The organism is Pinisolibacter sp. DMC19 (genome assembly GCF_056313985.1).
Genome location: NZ_JBQUZF010000001.1, coordinates 931,011 through 951,031, shown reverse-complemented (window position 1 = coordinate 951,031; position 20,021 = coordinate 931,011). Strand labels below are relative to the sequence as shown.

Annotated in this window: 21 protein-coding genes and 1 other RNA gene; 13 read left to right on the top strand and 9 right to left on the bottom strand. The window is 70.3% G+C overall.

The window, feature by feature from the left end:
- The first annotated feature begins 98 nt into the window (after positions 1-98).
- From ACT53U_RS04315 to chrA, 3 genes are all read left to right on the top strand, one after another.
- Positions 99-332 carry a hypothetical protein gene (locus tag ACT53U_RS04315; protein WP_476153021.1) on the top strand — a complete coding sequence of 78 codons (234 nt, stop codon included), beginning with the start codon at positions 99-101 and terminating at the stop codon, positions 330-332.
- 342 nt (positions 333-674) lie between these two features.
- Positions 675-2,654 (top strand): methyl-accepting chemotaxis protein, encoded by a 1,980-nt coding sequence (locus tag ACT53U_RS04310; RefSeq protein ID WP_476153019.1) that lies wholly within the window; start codon positions 675-677, stop codon positions 2,652-2,654.
- 63 nt (positions 2,655-2,717) lie between these two features.
- A complete protein-coding gene (gene chrA / locus ACT53U_RS04305) occupies positions 2,718-3,926 on the top strand; it encodes a chromate efflux transporter (RefSeq protein WP_476153018.1) in 1,209 nt (402 codons plus the stop codon).
- A gap of 45 nt (positions 3,927-3,971) precedes the next feature.
- On the opposite strand, the gene ACT53U_RS04300 is transcribed toward chrA, so the two are convergent.
- From ACT53U_RS04300 to ACT53U_RS04290, 3 genes are read right to left on the bottom strand one after another with little or no spacing between them, the layout of a single operon-like run.
- The gene (locus ACT53U_RS04300; RefSeq protein ID WP_476153016.1) at positions 3,972-4,406 is read right to left on the bottom strand and encodes an NUDIX hydrolase; all 435 of its coding nucleotides are present in this window, start codon (positions 4,404-4,406) and stop codon (positions 3,972-3,974) included.
- Positions 4,406-5,407, bottom strand: a complete 1,002-nt coding sequence (locus ACT53U_RS04295; RefSeq protein WP_476153014.1) for an inorganic phosphate transporter — start codon at positions 5,405-5,407, stop codon at positions 4,406-4,408. The genes ACT53U_RS04300 and ACT53U_RS04295 overlap by 1 nt, the downstream gene beginning before the upstream one ends.
- A 28-nt stretch (positions 5,408-5,435) precedes the next feature.
- On the bottom strand, positions 5,436-6,080 hold the full coding sequence (locus ACT53U_RS04290; RefSeq protein WP_476153012.1) for a DUF47 domain-containing protein: 645 nt from the start codon (positions 6,078-6,080) through the stop codon (positions 5,436-5,438).
- Between the two features lie 208 nt (positions 6,081-6,288).
- On the opposite strand from ACT53U_RS04290, the gene ACT53U_RS04285 reads away from it, so the two are divergent.
- The 3 genes from ACT53U_RS04285 to ACT53U_RS04275 all read left to right on the top strand — a co-directional run bounded on the left by ACT53U_RS04285 (position 6,289) and on the right by ACT53U_RS04275 (position 12,201).
- The gene (locus ACT53U_RS04285) at positions 6,289-7,347 is read left to right on the top strand and encodes an AbrB family transcriptional regulator (RefSeq protein WP_476153010.1); all 1,059 of its coding nucleotides are present in this window, start codon (positions 6,289-6,291) and stop codon (positions 7,345-7,347) included.
- 71 nt (positions 7,348-7,418) lie between these two features.
- Complete coding sequence (locus ACT53U_RS04280) at positions 7,419-8,816, top strand: FAD-binding oxidoreductase (RefSeq protein WP_476153008.1); 1,398 nt, start codon at positions 7,419-7,421, stop codon at positions 8,814-8,816.
- Positions 8,817-8,838: 22 nt separating this feature from the next.
- Positions 8,839-12,201: an AsmA family protein gene (locus tag ACT53U_RS04275; RefSeq protein WP_476153006.1), complete on the top strand. Its 3,363-nt coding sequence runs from the start codon at positions 8,839-8,841 to the stop codon at positions 12,199-12,201.
- 39 nt (positions 12,202-12,240) lie between these two features.
- On the opposite strand, the gene ACT53U_RS04270 is transcribed toward ACT53U_RS04275, so the two are convergent.
- From ACT53U_RS04270 to ACT53U_RS04250, 5 genes are all read right to left on the bottom strand, one after another.
- The gene (locus ACT53U_RS04270) at positions 12,241-12,453 is read right to left on the bottom strand and encodes a ribbon-helix-helix domain-containing protein (protein WP_476137788.1); all 213 of its coding nucleotides are present in this window, start codon (positions 12,451-12,453) and stop codon (positions 12,241-12,243) included.
- A gap of 16 nt (positions 12,454-12,469) precedes the next feature.
- A complete protein-coding gene (locus tag ACT53U_RS04265; protein WP_476153004.1) occupies positions 12,470-12,688 on the bottom strand; it encodes a DUF4169 family protein in 219 nt (72 codons plus the stop codon).
- Between the two features lie 24 nt (positions 12,689-12,712).
- Positions 12,713-13,273: an SspB family protein gene (locus tag ACT53U_RS04260; RefSeq protein WP_476153002.1), complete on the bottom strand. Its 561-nt coding sequence runs from the start codon at positions 13,271-13,273 to the stop codon at positions 12,713-12,715.
- 101 nt (positions 13,274-13,374) lie between these two features.
- Positions 13,375-13,738: a transfer-messenger RNA gene (gene ssrA, locus ACT53U_RS04255) on the bottom strand.
- 27 nt (positions 13,739-13,765) lie between these two features.
- Complete coding sequence (locus tag ACT53U_RS04250) at positions 13,766-14,065, bottom strand: hypothetical protein (protein WP_476153000.1); 300 nt, start codon at positions 14,063-14,065, stop codon at positions 13,766-13,768.
- A gap of 173 nt (positions 14,066-14,238) precedes the next feature.
- Here ACT53U_RS04250 and ACT53U_RS04245 point away from each other — a divergent pair, with 173 nt between their 5' ends.
- Positions 14,239-15,174, top strand: a complete 936-nt coding sequence (locus ACT53U_RS04245) for a LysR substrate-binding domain-containing protein (RefSeq protein ID WP_476152998.1) — start codon at positions 14,239-14,241, stop codon at positions 15,172-15,174.
- A 25-nt stretch (positions 15,175-15,199) separates the two neighbouring features.
- Here the strand turns inward: ACT53U_RS04245 and ACT53U_RS04240 are convergent, their stop codons facing one another.
- The gene (locus tag ACT53U_RS04240) at positions 15,200-15,586 is read right to left on the bottom strand and encodes a VOC family protein (protein WP_476152997.1); all 387 of its coding nucleotides are present in this window, start codon (positions 15,584-15,586) and stop codon (positions 15,200-15,202) included.
- A 189-nt stretch (positions 15,587-15,775) separates the two neighbouring features.
- On the opposite strand from ACT53U_RS04240, the gene ACT53U_RS04235 reads away from it, so the two are divergent.
- From ACT53U_RS04235 to ACT53U_RS04210, 6 genes are all read left to right on the top strand, one after another.
- Positions 15,776-16,570, top strand: a complete 795-nt coding sequence (locus ACT53U_RS04235; protein ID WP_476152995.1) for a thymidylate synthase — start codon at positions 15,776-15,778, stop codon at positions 16,568-16,570.
- Positions 16,567-17,061, top strand: a complete 495-nt coding sequence (locus ACT53U_RS04230) for an N-acetyltransferase family protein (RefSeq protein WP_476152993.1) — start codon at positions 16,567-16,569, stop codon at positions 17,059-17,061. Before ACT53U_RS04235 ends, ACT53U_RS04230 begins: the two co-directional genes overlap by 4 nt.
- A complete protein-coding gene (locus tag ACT53U_RS04225; RefSeq protein WP_476152991.1) occupies positions 17,058-17,591 on the top strand; it encodes a dihydrofolate reductase in 534 nt (177 codons plus the stop codon). Before ACT53U_RS04230 ends, ACT53U_RS04225 begins: the two co-directional genes overlap by 4 nt.
- Positions 17,592-17,737: 146 nt before the next feature.
- Positions 17,738-18,889, top strand: coding sequence for an FtsH protease activity modulator HflK (gene hflK / locus ACT53U_RS04220; protein ID WP_476152989.1), 1,152 nt, complete (start codon positions 17,738-17,740; stop codon positions 18,887-18,889).
- Positions 18,889-19,779 carry a protease modulator HflC gene (hflC, locus tag ACT53U_RS04215; RefSeq protein WP_476152987.1) on the top strand — a complete coding sequence of 297 codons (891 nt, stop codon included), beginning with the start codon at positions 18,889-18,891 and terminating at the stop codon, positions 19,777-19,779. The genes hflK and hflC overlap by 1 nt, the downstream gene beginning before the upstream one ends.
- 1 nt (position 19,780) lies before the next feature.
- Positions 19,781-19,984 carry a DUF2065 domain-containing protein gene (locus tag ACT53U_RS04210; RefSeq protein ID WP_476152985.1) on the top strand — a complete coding sequence of 68 codons (204 nt, stop codon included), beginning with the start codon at positions 19,781-19,783 and terminating at the stop codon, positions 19,982-19,984.
- Positions 19,985-20,021: the final 37 nt, after the last annotated feature.

Here is a 20,021-nt window from a genome sequence, read left to right as displayed (position 1 = left end):
CCGCGCACCCCGCCCAACAAGGCAATCCCATCCGCCAGAGCGAACTCAGAACTGGATAAAACTTGGGGGCAACGTCAGAGGCCGCGAAACTCTATGCGGTGGCCAATTCGATCCCCTTCGTCGGGCCGCTGACCATCGACGGCGAGGTCAAGAAGTTCCTGTTCTGCGGGTCGCCGCCGCCGGCTCCCGCGGCCGGGGAGACCGCGCTCAAGCCTTGCATCCCGTTGCCGCCGGCCGCGTTGCAGGCGGCGACCATCGTCCAGAACCTCCTCTCCATCCTCCTCGTCTTCTTCATCGGCCTGGCGCTCAGGAACTATTTCCGGCTGAAGTGACGCTCGCGCCCTCGGCCCCTGCCGCCGCCCCCGGGAACCGACCACCGCGGCCCGTTGCGTCGGCGGGTCCCGTCGCCCCGCCACCCCGCGATCCACCGCGGGCGGGCCTCGCGGCGGAGGGGGTGATCATTCGTCGCGGTAACCCGCTACTGTCGCAATTTACATCGAATTTTACTGAGTGACGTTGCGTAATTGACTCTGATTTGGGCAGCTGCCGACGTATTCGGCGCAGACCCTCGGAAACATCGGAAGAAATCGGCTCACCACCGGGATTCGATTAACCGCGGATAAACCCGTTGGGCGTGTCATGAGGGCACCCAACAATGCTTCCCGGGGTCCGTCATGGCATTGCGTTTTTCCGATCTGCGGATCGGCTTCCAAGTTGCGTCGATCACGGCGGTGGCCGTCGCGGCCTTCGTCGTGGTGGCGACCGTCCAGGTGACCGGCAACAACGAGCGCGACGTCGCGCTGGTCGAGGCCGAGGCCAATCGGGCGCTCGCCGACGAGGTCGGCGGACTGGAGACGACGCTGCTCCAGCTCAGGCGCGCCGAGAAGAACTTCCTGATACGGCTCGACCAGAAGTCGCTCGAAGAACACGATGCCGGCCGCAAGGCCGCGATGGCGAACCTCACGCGCCTCGGCGAGTTGGTGAAGGAGGGCGAGCGCGCCCGTATCGCCGGGACGCTCACCGAGATCTCGACCGGCATCGCCAGCTATTTCGGCGCCTTCGACAAGCTGGTCTCGGCCAAGAAGAAGCTCGGCCTGACGCCGGAGAGCGGCTATCAGGGCGATCTGCGCCGCGCCGCCCACCAGACCGAGGCGGTGATCGCCGGTCTCGGCGCCGGTGCCGATCTCGAGACCATCCTCCTCAAGGCGCGTCGCCACGAGAAGGACTACATGATGCGCGGCGACGCCAAGTATCTCGAGGGCTTCGATCGCCAGCTCACCCTCATCGTCGACCGCGCCGAGTCGCTCGACCTGCCGCCGACGGAGCGCGACGATCTGGTGCGTCTGGCGACGATCTATCGCTCGGGCTTCAACGCCTGGGTCGCCGGCGCGAAGCGCGTGAACGACGCCGAGAACCAGATGGCGCAGGTCCATCGCGGCATCGAGCCGAAGATGGCGGAGATCGAGACCGCCGCCACCGCCCTGCGCAAGGCTTCCGAGACGCAGGCCGCCGCGATCGCCAAGCATGTCGAGCGCCAGATGCAGCTCACCCTGCTCGGCGCCGTGCTGGCGCTGGTCGGCCTGTCCTTCGTCATCGGGCGGGCGATCTCGCGGCCGATTTCCGGCATGACCGACGCCATGGGTCGTCTCGCCGGCGGCGATCTCGAGGTCGTGGTGCCCGGCCGCGACGCCGGCAACGAGATCGGCCGCATGGCCAAGGCGGTCGAGGTGTTCCGCGACAATGCCCGCGAGCGTCTGGCGCTCGAGGCGGCGCAGCGCGAGGCCGACGCCCATGCGGCGGCGGAGCGGCGCGCGGCGATGCTGGCGCTGGCCGATCGCTTCGAGGCGCAGGTCGGCGGCATCGTGACGACCGTCTCTTCGGCCGCGACCGAACTCGAGGCGGCGGCGAGCACGCTGTCGTCGTCGTCGGAAGAGGTGTCCGCCCAGTCGGTGGCGGTCGCAGCTGCCGCCGAAGAGGCCACCGCCAACGTCCAGAACGTGGCGGCGGCGACCGAGGAATTCTCCGCGACCGTGGCCGAGGTCGGCCGTCAGGTCGAACGTTCGGCCGCGACCGCGGCGGCGGCGTTGACGCAAGCCGAGGCGTCGACCGATCAGGTGCGCAGCCTCGCGGCGGCGGCCGATCAGATCGGCACCATCGTCCAGCTGATCTCCGACATCGCGGCGCAGACCAATCTCCTCGCCCTCAACGCCACGATCGAGGCGGCGCGCGCCGGTGAGGCCGGTCGCGGCTTCGCGGTGGTGGCGCAGGAGGTCAAGGGGCTCGCCGAGCAGACCGCCAAGGCGACCGGCGAGATCGGCCGGCAGGTCTCCACCATCCAGACCTCGACCCATCGCGCGGCCGACGCGATCGAGGCGATCGGCTCCACCATCAACACGATGAACGCCATCGCCGGATCGATCGCCGCGGCGGTCGAGGAACAGGGCGCGACCACGGTCGAGATCTCGCGCAGCGTCCAGGAAGCCGCCCATGGTGCTTCCGACGTCAGCGCCAACATCGGCGGCGTCAGCACCGCCGCCTCGTCGTCGAGCGCGGCTTCGACGCAGGTCCTGTCGTCGGCGGGCGAGCTCGCCCGCGAGGCGGAAGGGCTGCGTGCGGCGGTCGAGATCTTCCTCGCCGAAGTGCGCGCCGCCTGAGGCGAAGCGTTCACGCCGCCGTCGTCGACGGTCTATTCTCTCCCGCGAAGGGCGGGGGAGACCATGGGCGGGACGACGGATCGTGAGAAGAACCCCGAGGGACGGGTGGGCGAGGTCTTCCTCGCCTTCCTGCGTCTGGGGCTGACGGCCTTCGGCGGGCCGATCGCCCATCTCGGCTATTTCCGCGAGGAATTCGTCGTCCGCCGGCACTGGCACGACGATGCCACCCACGCCGATCTCGTCGCGCTCTGCCAGTTTCTCCCCGGTCCCGCCTCGTCGCAGGTCGGCATGGCGATCGGCCTCCTGCGCGCCGGACGGCTCGGTGCACTCGCCGCCTTCGTCGGCTTCACCCTGCCGTCGGCGCTGATCATGCTCACTGCTGCGGCCGGGCTCGGCCTCGCCGGGGCGGGCTCCGGCGGCTGGCTGCACGGGTTGGCGGTCGTCGCGGTGGCGGTGGTGGCGGTGGCACTCCTCGGCATGGCGCGGACGCTGGCGGCGACGCGCGAGACGGCGGCGATCGCCGTCCTCGGCATGGGGGTCGCGACGGCACTCGCCGGGCCGCTCGGCCAGATCGGCGCCATCGTCGTCGGCGGGGCCGCCGGAGGTCTCCTCGGATCGCGCATGCCGCGGCGGGGGGCTGGCGGCGATCTTTCGACACCGATCGGTCGGCGCGAGGCGATCGGCTGGCTGGCGCTGCTTCTCGCCGGATCGGTGCTGTTGCCGTCGTGGGCGACGGGCGGCGGCGTCGGCGCGCTGATCGACGGGTTCTGGCGGGCGGGAACGCTGGTCTTCGGCGGCGGTCACGTGGTGCTGCCGTTGCTCGAGGCGGGCTTCGTCGAGACCGGGCGGGTGGCGCCGGAGGCCTTCCTCGCCGGTTACGGCCTCGTCCAGGCGGTGCCGGGGCCGCTCTTCACCTTCGCAGCCTTCCTCGGATCGGTGGCGACGATCGGGCCGGGCGGCTGGCTCGGCGGCACGATCGCGCTTCTGGCGATCTTCGCGCCGTCCTGGCTGCTGGTCGCGGGGCTGCTGCCGTTCTGGCGCGATCTCCGGCGCTCGGCGCGGGTCGCGGCGGTCGCCGCCGGCATCGACGCGGCGGTGGTCGGTCTGCTCGCCGCCGCCTTCCACGATCCGGTCTTCACCGGTGGCATCCGGTCGAGCGGCGACGCGGTGATCGCGACGGCGGCCTTCGTCGCGCTGGCGGTGTGGCGGCTGCCGCCGTGGGTCGTGGTGGCGGCGGGGGCGGCGATCGGTGTCGTCCGGGGTTTCGCGTGAGGCCCGGGCGGCCGAGGCTCACGCCGGGTCCTGTTGTTGCGAGGCTCACGCCTCGGGAGCGAAACGGGCGATCAGCGTCGCCAGTTCCGGCTCTTCGACGAGGAGGCTCGCGTCGGCGACGGTGAACCAGCGCACGTCGCGTTCGCCCTTCTCCTTCCAGTCGTCGAGGGTCTTCGCCACCTTCAGCGCGTAGACCTCGACCCGCAGCAGTTCGAAGCGATCGATCAGTCGCTTGAAGTAGTCGAAGGTGCCGACCGGCGCCTTGCCCGGTCTGCCGGTGAGGCCGGCTTCCTGCTCGGCCTCGAGGCGGGCGGCGTCGCGGTCGGAGCGGTTGCGCATCGGCCAACCCTTGGGCACCGTCCAGCGGCGGGTCTCGCGGGTCGTCACCAGACAGACCTCGAGGCGGCCGTCGACGATCCGCCAGGGCAGGGCGGCGATCTGTCGGCGCGGAACGGTGGGTTCTGCCGACGCCTTCGCCATCAGAACAGCCCCACCAGCCACCAGGAGGCGGCCGAGATCGCGGCCGAGGCCGGGATCGTCACCACCCAGGCGACGACGATCGAGGAGGCGACGTTCCAGCGCACCGCGGAGGTGCGCCGCGCCGCGCCGACGCCGACGATCGAGCCGGTGATGGTGTGGGTGGTCGACACCGGAATGCCGAGCCAGGTGGCGAAGAACAGCGTCATCGCGCCGCCGGTCTCGGCGCAGAAGCCCTGCATCGGCGTCAGCCGCGTGATCTTCGAGCCCATGGTGTGGACGATCTTCCAGCCGCCGAAGAGCGTGCCCATGCCCATCGCCGCCTGACACGAGAGCACCACCCAGAAGGGGACGTGGAACTCGCCGCCGAGGTAGCCCTGCGACCAGAGCAGCACGGCGATGATGCCCATGGTCTTCTGCGCGTCGTTGCCGCCGTGGCCGAGCGAATAGAGCGAGGCGGAGAGGAACTGCAACGAGCGGAAGGAGCGGTCGACCGCGAAGGGGGTGAAGGGTCGGCAGATCCAACTGACGACCGCCACCAGCAGCAGCGCCAGGATGAAGCCGAGCAGCGGCGACAGCACGATCGCGGCGGTGGTCTGGAGAAAGCCCGACATGACGACGGCGGCGATGCCGGCCTTGGCGGTGCCGGCGCCGATCAGGCCGCCGACGAGGGCGTGCGACGACGACGACGGGATGCCGAGGAGCCAGGTGACGACGTTCCAGGTGATCGCCCCGGTCAGCGCGCCGAAGACGACGCGCGGGTCGATCACCGAGGCCTCGACGATGCCCTTGCCGAGCGTCTGGGCGACGTGCAGGCCGAAGAACATGAAGGCGATGAAGTTGAAGAACGCCGCCCAGAGGACGGCATACTGCGGCGACAGCACGCGGGTCGAGACGATCGTGGCGATCGAATTCGCCGCGTCGTGCAGGCCGTTCAGGAAGTCGAAGGCGAGCGCGACGGCGATCAGGCCGACGAGGAGGGGCAGGGCCAGCGTGGCGTCCATGGAACTCTCTTCGGTCTCGGCAGGTCGATCAGACGTGCTCGATGACGATGCCGGAAATCTCGTTGGCCACGTCTTCGAACCGGTCGGCGACGCGCTCGAGGTGGCTGTAGATCTCGGCACCGATCGTATAGGCCATCGGGTCGGAATTGCGATGGGCGACGAAGAGTTCCTTCAGGCCGCGATCGTGCAGCTTGTCGGCGCGGCCCTCGAGTTCGGTGATCTTGACCGCGTAGGCGTTCAGCTCGGCGACGTTGGCGCCGATCTTCCTGAGCAGTGGGATCGCCTGGACGGTCAGCTCGGCCGCCTCGACGGCGATCGCCGCCATCTCGCGCATCGACTCGGTGAACGCGGTCACCTCGAAGAGGAGGATCGCCTTGGAGGTCTGGTGCATCTGGTCGATGGCGTCGTCCATCGACTCGATCAGATCCTTGATGTCGACCCGGTCGAAGGGCGTGATGAAGGATCGGCGCACCGCCAGCAGGACCTCGGCCGTGATGTCGTCGGCGGCGTTCTCGTGGCGCTTCACCTCGGCCGCGGCGGCGGCGATGTCGGGGGCACCGGCGAGCAGGGTGTGCAGCGCCTTCGCGCCGTCGAGCAGAACACGGGCATGGGCCTCGAAGTGATCGAAGAACCCGTCTTCCTTGGGCATGATCGCCCGGAACCAGGACAGCATGGAGATGATCCGCGGTCGTTTCGTCGCGCGGAATTAATGACATTTCCGTGACGAAGGCGAGTCCGAAGTGCTGCCGATCCCCCGAGAAACGCGCCGAAGCGCGCCATGCGCGCCGCGAGGAGCTCCTCGACGCGCTGCGACGCTTGACCGCGGCGGAGCTTCGTGGTCGATCGCGGTCGCCCGCGACGGCGGGCGAAGGAGCGCGCGGATGACGGGTCCGAAGAGTTTGAACGGTGTTGCCGGCTGGGCGATCCTGGCGGCGGCGTCGCTCGTCGTGGCGCTCGGCTTCGAGGAGGCGCGGCTGCCCGCCTCCTTCCTGATCGGACCGCTGCTCGCGGCGATCGGCGTTCGCCTCGCGGGTATCGAACTCGCCGTGCCGCGGCGGGTCTTCCTCTCCTCCCAGGCGGTGGTCGGCGCCATGCTCGGCACCGCGCTGACGCCGTCGATCGTCGCCACCTTCCGGCACGAATGGCCGATCCTGCTCGGCGCCGTCGCGCTGATGGTGGCGACGGCGACGTTTCTCGGCTGGGCGCTGTCGCGCTTCGGCATCGTGCCGGGAACGACCGGCGTCTGGGGCTCCTCGCCGGGCGCGGCTTCGGCCATGGTGGTGCAGGCCGCCCACTACGGCGCCGACGTCCAGCTCGTCGCCTTCATGCAATATGTCCGCGTGCTCTTCGTCGCCTCGACGGCGTCCGTCGCGGCGCGGCTCTTCATCGGCGTCGAGGCGATGCCCGCCCCGCCGGTGCTGTTTCCACCGATCCATCCCGGCCCCTTCGCCCTGACGATCGCGCTGGTCGTGGTCATGGGCGTGCTCGGCGTGCTGTCGCGGGTGCCGTCGGGGGCGATGATCGGACCGCTGGTCGTCGGCGCGGTGCTGCACGGCTCGGACGTCTTCGCGATGGAACTGCCGACCTGGCTGCTGGTCACCGCCTATACCGGCCTCGGCTGGACGATCGGTCTCGGCTTCACCCGCGCCTCGGTCGTCCACGCGGCGCGCGCGCTGCCGTGGATCGCCGCGTCGATCGTCGTCCTGATGGCGGTCTCGGCGGTGGTGGCGCTGGAGCTTCACCAGCGGCTCGGCATCGATCCGCTGACGGCGTGGCTCGCCACCTCGCCGGGCGGCATGGACACGATCGCCGTCATCGCCGCCTCGACGCCGGTCGACGTCTCCTTCGTGCTGGCGCTGCAGGCGGTGCGGTTCTTCGTCCTGGTGGCGATCGGGCCGGCCCTGTCGCGCATGGTCGCACGCACGCTCGAGCGGGGCTGAGGCGCCGTCTCGACCTTTCGTCCGTCACGATCGGCTGATAGGGTCCGCCTTCCTTTTTCTCGGAGACGACGATGAGCGGACGCGTGCGCGACGAGGCGGCGATTTCGGCAGCGGTGACGGCCTTGCAGGCCCGGTTCGGCGAGCGGGTTTCGACCGCCGCCTCGATGCGCGAACAACACGGCCACACGCTGACCTGGATCCCCAATCAGCCGCCGGACGCGGTGGTCTTCGCCCGTTCCGAGGCCGAGGTGGTCGAGATCGTCAAGATCTGCGCCGCTCATCGCTGCCCGATCGTGCCCTTCGGTGCCGGCACTTCGCTCGAGGGTCATCTCAACGCGGCCTTCGGTGGCGTCTCGGTCGATGTCTCGGCGATGGACCGCATCGTCGCGGTCCACCCGGAAGATCTCGACGTGGTGGTCGAACCCGGCATTCGCCGCAAGGCGCTGAACGAGCAGCTGCGCGACACCGGCCTGTTCTTCCCGATCGACCCCGGCGCCGACGCGACGCTCGGCGGCATGGCGGCGACGCGGGCGTCCGGCACCAATGCGGTGCGCTACGGCACGATGAAGGACACGGTGATCGCCATGCGCGTCGTCACCGCCTCCGGCGAGGTGGTCGTCACCTCGCGCCGCGCCAAGAAGTCGGCGACCGGCTACGATCTCACCCGCCTCTTCGTCGGTTCGGAAGGCACGCTCGGCATCATCACCGAGCTGACGCTGCGCCTCTCCGGCATCCCGGAGGCGATCTCGGGCGGCATCTGCCCGTTCCCGAACGTCGCGGCGGCGGCCGATGCGGTGATCGCCACCATCCAGTCGGGCATCCCGGTCGCCCGCATCGAGATCCTCGACGAGGCGCAGGTGAAGGCCTGCAACGCCTATTCGAAACTGTCGCTGCCCGAGACGCCGCTCCTCCTGCTCGAGTTCCACGGCACCGAGGCCGGCGTCGCCGAACAGTCGACCCGCTTCGGCGAGATCGCCGAGGACCTCGGCGGCGGGCCCTTCACCTGGGCGACGGTGGCGGAGGAGCGCACCAGGCTCTGGTCCGCGCGCCACGACGCCTATTGGGCGGGCATGGCGATGCGTCCGGGCTGCCAGACCTTCTCGACCGACGTCTGCGTGCCGATCTCGCGGCTGGCGGAGTGCATCGCCGAGACCAAGCGCGACATCGAGGCCTCGGGTCTCGTCGCGCCGATCGTCGGCCACGTCGGCGACGGCAACTTCCACGTCCTGCCGCTGTTCGATCCGAACGACGCCGCCGAGATCGACACGGTGAAGGCCTTCGTCGGCCGGCTCGTCGAGCGGGCGCTGGCGATGGAGGGGACGGCGTCGGGCGAGCACGGCGTCGGCACCGGCAAGATGAAGTATCTCGAAGCCGAGCACGGTCGTCCCGCCCTCGACGCCATGGCGGCGATCAAGCAGGCGCTCGACCCGCAGGGCATCATGAACCCCGGAAAGATCGTCACGATCTGATGCGGAACCGGCGGAGGGCGCGGTGAACTCGGCCTATATCGGCATCGGGGTCGCCATCATCCTGGCGCTGGTCGCAGCGCTGGTCGGGCCGCTCTTCGTCGACTGGAGCGCGCATCGCGCCGTGTTCGAGCGCGAGGCGAGCCGCATCGTCGGCGCCCCCGTCACCGTGCTCGGCGACGTCGACGCGCGTCTGCTGCCGAGCCCTCGCGTCCGTTTCGGCGACGTGGTGGTGGGCGACGTCGCCCGCCCGCTCGCCCGCGTCGGCCGGTTCGAACTCGATCTCGACGTCGCGGCGCTGACGCACGGCGACGTGCGCGTCGCCGAACTGGTGCTCGAACGCCCCGGGCTCGATCTGGCGATCGACGCGGACGGTCGCGTCACCGGTCTTCCCGCCGCCGGCGGCGATCTCGCCGGCATCGGCATCGAGACGGCGCGGATCGTCGACGGCACGCTGCGCCTCGCCGACCGCCGTTCCGGTCGGCAGGAGAGCGTGACGGCGATCGCCGGCCGCGGCCGGGTCGAAGGCAACGGCGGCCAGTGGCGGCTCGACGTCGAGGGCGATCACGGCGGCAGACATCTGCGGTTCGAAGTGGCGGCACGTCCCGACGGGGCGACGACACGGCTGCGGGCGCTGCTCGCCTCGCCTGCGGACACGGCGAGCGTTCTCCTCCTGGGCACGATCGACGGGGCCGACCGGCCGACCTTCGCGGGTACCGTGTCGCTCGAGCGTCGCGACGGCGGTGTGCCGGTCGCGAGTGCGACCGGGCGGCTCGAGGCCGACGTCTCCGGCGCGCGGGTCGAGGATCTGGCGCTGACGCTCGGGGCGGCCGGCGACGAGACCAAGTTCACCGGACGGCTGGCTGCGACGTTCGGCAAGAGCGCTACCTTCGAGGCGGTGCTGGCGACGCCGCGGATCGATCTCGACCGCGGCGAGACGGGAGGCGGCGCGCGGGCGCGCGTCGCGGCGTTGGCCGAACGGCTCGGCGGATCGCAAGCGCCGGTCGTGCTCCCGGCGGGCTTGCGGGTGACGCTCGGCGTCGACGCGCTGACGCTCGGCGGGCGGGTGCTCTCCGACGTTTCCGTCGAGGCGCGCGGGCGGCCGGGCGGGGTGGCGATCGATCGGCTCGCGGCGCGCCTTCCCGGTGGTGGAAAGCTCGATGTCTCGGGTCGGCTCGATCCGGCGGCATCGCGTTTCGACGGTACCGGCATGCTCGCCGTCGCCGAGCCGGAAGACCTCGCCGCCTGGTGGGCGGGCGAGGCGGCGGGGACGCGGCGGATCGGGGCGATCGAGGTCACCGGCCCCTTCGTCCTGTCGCGCGACGGTTTCTTCGGCCGTGATCTCGAGATCGCGGTGGGACCCGAACGGGCACGCGGGCGGATCGAACGGCGGGCCGACGGACTGACGCGGCTCGGGCTCGTCGCCGAGCGACTCGACGGGCGCCGCCTCTTCGGCCTCGCGGCGGCCGCGACCGCGGTGGGCGGGGCGCCGGGTGTCGAGCGGTCGATCGACGTCGATCTCGACGTCGCGGCCGTGACCCTCGGCGGGCCGACGGCGCGCGGGGTGCGCGCCGGGCTCAGGATCGCGCCGGGCGAATGGGCGATCGACCGGTTGGCGGTCGCCGACCTTCTGGGGGCGAAGCTGGAAGCTGGCGGGCGGATCGCCGACCCCTTCGCCGCGCCGCGCGGGCGGATCGAGGCGAAGCTCTCGGCGACCGACGCGGCCCGCACCGCGCGGGCACTCGCCGCCGCCTTCGCGCCGGATGCCGCCGATCCGTGGGAGGCGGCGGGCGCCGCCGCCGGTTCGTTCGACCTCGATCTCGTCGTCGAGGGCGCCGCGGCCGAGGCCGGCAGCCGGGTGAAGGCGACGCTCGCGGGCCGCGCCGCCGGCGGGCGGCTTTCCGGCGATCTCGATTTCGAAGGCCGCCCCGACGACGTCGCGAGCGGTCGCATCGACGGGCGGTTGGCGCTTTCCGACGCGCGCCTGGGCCGCGAGGCGACGAAGCGCTTCGGCCTCGCGGCGGGCGACGGCATCCGTCTGTCGGGCACGATCGCCGGGCGGCCGTCGGAGGGCCTGCGCTTTTCGCTCGACGCCGGCTTCGGCGATCGCCGTTTGACGATCGAGGGGCACGACGGGCGGGATGCCTCGGGCGCACGCGAATGGGCGGCGACGGGGCGGCTCGCCTCGCCGGATCTCGCCGCACTCGGCGCCCTCGTCGGCCGGCCGGGCCTCGCCTTCGAACGGCGCCTGCCGGTCGATGTCTCGGCCTCGGTTCGTGGGCACGGCGGGCAATGGCGGGTGGAGCAGGCCGAGGGCACGGTCGTCGGCATCCGCGCCACGGCGCAGGGGCTCGTCGACCTCACGGGCGTGCGGCCGAAGTTTTCCGGCGAGATCGGGATCGATCGCGGTGAGGCGGCGACGCTTCTCTTCGGCCTCGCCGGACTTCCCTTCGATCTCGAGGCGACGGCGCGGGCGGCGACGCTCGACGTCGGTGAGGCCTTCGCGCTGACCGGGCTCGCGGGCCGGGTGTCGAGCGCGGACGGGTCGGTGCGACTCGCCGATCTCGCCGCGACCTACGGATCGCTCGCGCTCACCGGCGGCCTCGAGGCGCGGCGGGCGGGCGACGGGCTGGCGCTGTCGGGACGGATCGCGGGGGAGGGCATCTCCCTCGTCGCGGGGACGGCGCGGCCGGCGCTCGAGGGGCGGCTTTCCGGCGAGGTCGCCTTCGAGACCCATGGCGCGAGCGGTCGCGACTTCGTGGCGCGGGCCGGCGGCAGCGGGCGGATGACGCTCGCCGCGGCGCGCCTCCTCGGCGTCGATCCGGCGGCGACGGCGCATCGGCCGGCGGGGCCTACGCTCGAGCCCGCCGAGGCGCTGGCGGCGATGAAGGGAAGGGCCACCGCCTTCGAGGCGACCGACGTGCCGCTCCTCCTCGACGGCGGGCAGCTGCGTCTGCCGCGGGTCGATCTCGCGGCCGGGGCGGTCCGGATCGGCGCGCGCGCCGGGCTCGACGTGGCGACGGGAAAGCTCGACGGGGCGATCACGGTGGAGCCCACGGGCGAGGCCGCGGTGCGGCTGGCGACGCCGATCTCGCGGGCGGTGCCGGCGGTCGACGTGGTGCTCGGTGGGAACGTCCTTTCGCCGCTTCTCTCCATCGACGAGGCGCCGCTCGCGGCGCATCTTCTGCTCGAGCGCACCGAACGCGAGATCGAGGCGAGCGACGTCGAACGCCAGGGGCGGATCGAACGGCTGCGCGCGCGCTCGATCCTCGACCGCATCGAGGCACGACGGCGCGCGCGGGAGGCGGCCGAGGCGGCGAAGATCATGCCGCCTGTGGCGCTTCCCGAGGCGAAGGCACCGGTCGGGCCGGCGGTCGGCGCACCGTGACGTCGAAGGCGGTCGGCGACGCGTGACGTCGCCGCGCCCTCAGGCGGCGCGTTGCATCCAGTGGGCCAACACGGCGACGCGAATGGCGGAGGCGAGGTTGCGGGTCGGGGTGCGTGTTCCGTCGATCTCGGCGACGAGCGCGGAGAGCGAGGAACCGCGTGCCGCGGCGATGGCTTCGAGTGCCGCCCAGAATTCGGGTTCCAGTGCGACCGAGGTGCGATGGCCGGCAATGGTCATGGAACGTTTGTCCATGGCAGCCTCCTCGGGATCAGCCGCGAGAGGCGTCGTCCTCCGATCGAGGCGGCGCAGGGATCTCTTCGCGGCGGTGGGAGTCGAGGCGGCGCTGGTCGATCCGGTCGATCATCGTGACGGTCTCGCGTTCGGAGCGCGTCCGGCCGAACTTGGCACGGTTCTCCTCGGCGCGGCGCTTGTCTTCCGCGCGGGCGCGTTCCTTGCGAGCCTTCGAGAGCGACAGGATTTCGGTCATGACCGCCTCATGCCCTCGAGCTGATCACTTCTTGCGGAACTTGTCGAGTGAGACAACCGTCGCTCCGGTATCAGACGGAGGCGCGGCCGGTTCGACAGCCGTTGCGGCGGGGGCGGCGGGCTTGTCCTCGACCTTGACGACGACCGGTTCGGGGGCCGGCGGGGTCGGGATGACCGAGGGCTCGACCGGCACCAGACGGGCACCGTCGGCGGCCTCCTCGCCGGCTTCCGAGATCACCTCGAACTGCAGGCCGAACTCGACCGAGGGGTCGACGAAGCCCTTCACCGAATTGAACGGCACGTGCAGCCGCTCCGGGATGCCGGAGAAGGACAGGCCGACCTCGAAATACTGGTCGTTGACCTCGAGGTCCCAGTACTGGTGCTGGAGCACCACCGTCATCTCGGTCGGATAGCGCTGACGCAGGCGGCCGGAGAGCCGCACGCCGGGGTGGCGCGTGTCGAAGGAGACGTAGAAGTGATGGTCGCCCGGCAGACCGGTCTTGGCGATCTCCCCCATGACCTTGCGGACGACACCGCGCAGGGCTTCCTGCACGAGAACGTCGTAACGGATGAGATCCTGGGTCATGGCGGTTCGCTTTCGGCTCGGCTCGTGCGGTGTCCGTCCTCTCTTCTAGCGCAAGACGCGCGGATTCGCCACGCGGGCGATCGGAGGGGGGCGGAGAAGGAAGTGAGGGCTTCTGTTGCCAGGTGCCCCCGAACCCCGCCTAGACGCTGCTACACGTCAGGACTTGTTGACCGGAGTCAGAGACCGCTCACGCGGCCACTGCAACCGGAGCATAGTTGTCGTTGGCAACTATAATTTTGACCCGATGACGGCGGTATCATGCCGAGCGAAAGACCGGATTTTAGACCCTCGTCGATCCTGGTTCGCCCCCGCCGGAACCCACCGCGGCTGGTCGCGATGGGCTCGGGTGGAGGCGCCGGGTACTGCCCCCGGGTCCGATAGGCTTATTGCGCCGTTCGTTTATCGCCATAGCCGCCTTGCGACGGCACGACGAATATAGGCGAGGGCGGAGCCTACGAAAAGACCCCGCCGTCGTTTCTCCCGAAGATCGGCTCACAGCGTCGGGCTCGCCCAGCGATCGGCGTGATCGGCGCGGCGCGCGCGGGCCCGGGCGGCGAGCGAACGGGTCGCGGCGCGCGGGTCGTCGTCGAGGCCGACGAGATCGTGCGGGGCGAGGCCGATGTCGGCGAGGCCGGTCGCGTCCAGGCTGCGCAGCACCGCCAGATCGGCCGCGGCGCGGCGACGGCCGAGCAGGGCTGCGAGGGCGTTCGTGACGGTCTCGGCGAAGCGGCGGCCGAGCGAGGGGGCCCAGTCGTCGCGACCGCGGGCGATTTCGAGTGCGGCGTCGCGCATGGCCGTGTTCTCCCGTTCGCGAAGGCGGTGGCCTTCGACGTTTCCGTGGTCCCGATGGTCGGGGATCGACCGCTCTCCGGCCGACGATGACAGGATGCGCGCGTCCAATTGATCAGACAAACGAAAAGGTCTAATCTCCCTCATCAGTGAGATTGAACATTCGAGGTGTCGTCATGGACGTGCTGCGGGATGGAGCGAACGCGGGCGGTGCCGCCCTGGGCGGTTCGGCGATGCTGGAGATCGACCTCCTCAAGACCTTCGCGGCGATCGCCCGCACCGGCTCGTTCAGTCGGGCGGCGCAGGCGGTGCATCGCACGCCCTCGGCGGTCTCGATGCAGATGAAGCGGCTCGAGGAGATCGTCGGGCGTCCGCTCTTCGCCAAGGACGGGCGCTCGGTGGTCTTCACGGAAGCGGGCGACGACCTGCTCGGCTATGCCCGGCGGATCCTGCGCCTCAACGAGGAGGCGTTGATGCGCTTCCGCTGCGCCGACACCGCCGGCATGGTCCGGCTCGGCACGCCCGACGACTACGCGACGCGCTTCCTGCCGCGCATTCTCGCTCGTTTCGCGGCGAGCCATCCGCTCGTCCAGGTCGACGTCGACTGTCGGCCGAGCACCGAGCTCGTCTCTCGGCTCGACGCCGGCCAGATCGACATCGCGCTGGTCTCGGCGGGGATGGGCTGCTCCGTTCCGTTCACCGGGACGATCGTCCATCGCGAGAAGCTGGTCTGGGCCGGCGTGCGCCACGGCGAGGCGCATCAGCGTCGGCCGCTGCCGCTCGCCGTCTCCGGCACGACCTGCTGCTGGCGGATGCGGGCGACCGACGCGCTCGATCAGATGGGCGTGCCCTACCGGGTCGCCTATTCGAGCCAGCACTACGTCGGTCAGATGGCGGCGGTGCTCGCCGATCTCGCCGTGGCGCCGCTGCCGCGCAGCGTCATCGACGGTGAACTGGTGCCGATCGACGAGCGCGACCTGCCGCCGATCGGGCACTACGAGGTGCAGATGATGCGCAGCCCGCGGGCGAACGGCGCGGCGGTCGACGCGCTCGCCGGCCACATCGTCCAGAGCTTCCACGAGGAAGAGATCGAGCAGATGGCGGCCGAGTGAGGCCGCACGCCGTTCGACCGAGTTCTCAGGCGACGATCTCCACCAGCGCCCCTTCGGGCGAGCGGGCGACCGCTTCGAAGTAGCCGTCGCCGGTGGTGCGCGGCGGCGAGATCAGCGCGTTCTCCGAGGCGAGCCGTTCGGCGGCGCTGCGCACCGCGGCTTCCGAGCCGAGCGAGACGGCGACATGGGCCCAGCCGATGCGCTCGCCGGGATCGGCCTTCTCGCCCTCGACCCAGGGACCGGTCATCAGTTCGAGCGCCGCGCCGGAGGCGAAGCGGACGAAGCGCGAGCGGAAGCCCGGGCGGTTGCGGCTGACGTATTCCTCCCCGACGGTCGCGCCGAAGTGGCGGGACCAGAAGTCGGCCGAGGCGTCGAGATCGTGCGTCCAGAGGGCGACGTGGGCGATGCACATGGCGGGCTCCCCGATTCGTTTCGTCCGCCGCTCCATCGCCCGGCATCGCGGCACGAACGTGGCGACGGCGGGGCGCATCGAAACCAGTGGATCGCTGGTATCATCGGCGAGTCGATCGCCCCACATGTGGTAGTCGTCGACGGTCTCCCCGAGGCGTCACGACCGGCGGCAGAGCGAGGATCGCGTCCGATGCAGCAATATCTCGACCTCATGCGGAAGATCCGCGACGAGGGCGCCACCAAGACCGACCGCACCGGCACCGGTACGCGCTCGATCTTCGGCCATCAGATGCGCTTCGATCTCTCGGCCGGCTTCCCGGCGCTGACCACCAAGAAGCTGCATCTGAAGTCGATCGTCCACGAGCTGCTGTGGTTCCTGAGAGGCGACACCAACATCGCCTATCTCAAGGAAAACGGCGTTTCCATCTGGGACGAATGGGCGGACGAGAAGGGCGATCTCGGCCCGGTCTACGGCCATCAGTGGCGCTCCTGGCCGACGGCCGACGGCGGCACCATCGACCAGATCGCGCAGGTCCAGGAGATGATCCGGCGTTCGCCCGACAGCCGGCGGCTGATCGTCTCGGCTTGGAACCCGGCCGACGTCGAGCGCATGGCGCTGCCGCCGTGCCACTGTCTGTTCCAGTTCTACGTCGCCGACGGAAAGCTCTCCTGCCAGCTCTACCAGCGCTCGGCCGACGTCTTCCTCGGCGTGCCCTTCAACATCGCCTCCTATGCGCTCCTCACCATGATGATGGCGCAGGCGACGGGGCTGAAGGCCGGCGACTTCGTCCATTCCTTCGGCGACACGCATCTCTATCTGAACCACCTCGATCAGGTGGAGACGCAGCTTTCGCGCACGCCGCGACGGCTGCCGACGATGAGGATCGACCCGAGCGTGAAGGACGTCTTCGACTTCCGCTTCGAGCATTTCGAGCTCGTCGACTACGATCCCCATCCCCACATCAAGGCGCCGGTGGCGGTATGACAGAGATCTCCATCCGTCCCGCCCGTCCCGGCGAAGCGGGCGTCGTCCTCGGCTTCGTGACGAAGCTCGCGGTCTACGAGAAACTCGAGCACGAGGTGCACGCCACCGAGGCGATGCTCGACGCGGCCCTCTTCGGGCCGAACCCGAGGGTCTTCTGCGACTTCGTCGAAGAGGACGGGGTGCCGGTCGGCATGGCGCTGTGGTTCTACAACTTCTCGACCTTCGAGGGGCGGCACGGGATCTATCTCGAGGATCTCTTCGTCGACCCCGAGAAGCGCGGGAAGGGCTACGGCAAAGCGCTGCTGGTGCATCTCGCCAAGCGCTGCGTCGCGGACGGCCTCGGGCGGTTCGAGTGGTGGGTGCTCGACTGGAACGCCCCGTCGATCGCCTTCTACGAGGCGCTCGGTGCGCGGCCGATGAACGACTGGACGGTGATGCGGGTCGACGGCGAGGCGCTCGTCCGGCTGGCGGCGGAGGGCGGTGCGCGATGACCATCGAGATCGTGGCGATCGTCGCGGCGGGGGCGAACGGGGTGATCGGCCGCGACGGCGACCTGCCGTGGCGCATTCCCTCCGACCTCAAGCACTTCAAGGCGCTGACGCTGGGCCGGCCGATGATCATGGGCCGGCGCACCTGGGCCTCGATCGGCAAGGCGCTGCCGGGACGAACCACCATCGTCGTCACCCGCGATCCCGCCTTCCGCGCCGAGGGCGCCGAGGTGGCGGCGAGCCTCGAGGCGGCGATGACGCGGGGTCGTGTGATCGCGGAGCGCGACGGCGTCGACACGGTCGCCATCGTCGGCGGCGGCGAGATCTATGCCCAGGCGCTGCCCCTGTGCGATCGCATCGAGCTGACGGAGGTGAAGCTCTCGCCCGATCCGGCGGGCGCCGTCTCCTTCCCCCGGCTCGATCCGGCCGTGTGGGTCGAGACCGCGCGGGTCGCCGGCGAAAGGGGGCCGCGCGACGACGCGGATTTCGATTTTGTTTCCCTCGCCCGACGGAAGACGGCGGTTCCGGGCTGATCGCGGCCAAATCGTCGCTCTGCGACGGGGCCGCGCGTTGAAACCATCCGACGCGATACCTATACAACGGGAAGTGCCATGGCGCGGCGTGGACGGTGAGGCCTTCGGGTCTCGCCGTCCGCGCGCGCATCAGACGAGGAAACCAGATGCCTTGGAGCAACCAGAACGGCGGTGGCGGATGGAAGGGCGGCGGCAACGGCGGCCCTTGGGGTCAGCCGCCGCGGGGCCCCTCCGGTGGCGGCAACCAGCCGCCCGATCTCGAGGAGCTGCTCCGGCGCAGTCAGGAACAACTCAAGAGCTGGCTGCCGGGTGGCGGCAGCGGCGGTGGCCGTGACGGTTTCGGCGCCAAGGGCGTGGCGCTCGGCGTCGTCGCCGCCGCGGCGCTGTGGCTGGCGACCGGCTTCTACCGGGTCGAGCCCGACGAACTCGGCGTCGAGCTGGTGCTCGGCCGCGTGATGTCGCAGACGACACCGGGCCTCAACTACAATCTGCCCTATCCGATCGGTCAGGTGTTCACGCCGAAGGTCCTCGCGGTGCGCGAAGTCTCGGTCGGCATGCGCGAGAGCGAGTTCGCGCGCGGTTCGGCGGGCCGCGATCAGGCCGACGAGAGCCTGATGCTGACCGGCGACGAGAACATGATCGACGTCGCCTTCCGCGTGCAGTGGAACGTCAAGGACGCCAAGGCCTATCTCTTCAACATCCAGAACCCGGAAGCGACCGTGAAGGCGGTGGCCGAGAGCGCGATGCGCGAAGTGGTCGGCCGCAACACGATCGAATACATCCTGACCGAGAACCAGCGCCGCATCGAGACCGACGTGCGCCAGTTGATGCAGAAGACGCTCGACAGCTATCAGGCCGGCGTCGAGGTGCGTCTGGTCAACATGTATCGGGTCAACCCGCCGACGCAGGTCATCGACTCCTTCCGCGACGTGCAGGCCGCCCGCATCGACGCCGAGCGTCTGCAGAACGAGGCGCAGGCCTATGCCAACCGGGTCGTCCCGGAAGCGCGCGGTCAGGCCGCCTCGATCACGGCGCAGGCCAACGCCTACAAGCGCCGCATCGTCGAAGAGGCGCGCGGCCAGGCCGACCGCTTCAACTCGGTGCTGACGGAATACAGGCTCGCCCCGGACGTGACGCGTGAACGGCTCTATCTCGAGACGATGGAACGCGTCTTCTCCGGCGTCGACAAGGTCCTCGTCGATCAGGGCAAGGGCGGGGAGGGGGCGATCCAGCCCTATCTGCCGCTCGATCAGCTCGGCCGCCGGCCGGCTGCCAAGACTCAGGCGGGAGGCCAGTGATGAAGAACGGATTTCTCGGCCTCGCCGGCATCGCGGTGGTGATCGTCATCGCCTTCGTCTCGGGCGTCGCCTTCGTCGTGACCCCCACCACCCAGGCGCTCGTGCTCCAGTTCGGTCAGGTCAAGCGGCCGATCGTCGAGCCGGGCCTCTATTTCAAGGTGCCCTTCGTCCAGAACGTCGAGTATCTCGACAAGCGCATCCTCGACATCGACCTCGACCCGCAGGAGCTCATCGCCTCCGACAAGAAGCGGCTCGTGGCGGACGCCTTCGCGCGCTACCGCATCGTCGATCCGGTGCAGTTCTACCAGTCGGTCCGCACCGTGGCGGGCGGCAATCAGCGCCTCAACACCTTCGTGTCGTCGGCGGTGCGCGCCGTGCTCGCCGACGCGACCTTCTTCGAGGTGGTCCGCGACGACCGCGCCGGCCTGATGGAGAAGATCCGCAAACAGGTCGACGAGGAGGCCAAGGGCATCGGCGTGCAGGTGGTCGACGTCAAGCTGCGTCGCGCCGACCTGCCGCAGAAGAACTCGGAGGCCGTGTTCCAGCGGATGCAGACCGAGCGCCAGCGCGAGGCGACCGAGCTGCGCGCCAAGGGCGGCGAAGAGGCGAGCCGCATCCGCGCCAAGGCCGACGCCGAGAAGGAGATCGTGCTGGCGGAAGCCGCGCGCGATGCCGACCGCTCGCGTGGCGAGGGCGATGCCGAGCGCATCAAGATCCTCGCCGAGGCCTACAACAAGGACGCGTCGTTCTTCGCCTTCTACCGCTCGATGCAGGCCTACGAGGCTTCGATGAAGGGCAACGACACCCGCGTCCTGGTGGCGCCGTCGTCGTCGGAGTTCTTCCGCTTCCTCGCCGATCCCAAGGGCGGCGCCGTGGCGGGAGCCAAGTGAGATGTCGCTCGCGCCGGGCGCGAGCGACTTCGTCACCGCGATCGGGCTCGTCCTCGTCATCGAGGGCGGGCTCTACGCGCTCGCGCCCGGCGCGATGAAGCGGATGTTCGAGGCGGCACGCGACTGGGACGAGGGCGCCTTCCGCAAGATCGGCCTCGGCGCCGCGGTCCTCGGGATCGTCGTCGTCTGGATGGTCCGCGGCTGAGCGCGACGGCGCCTTCGCACCCCGACATTCTTCCGCC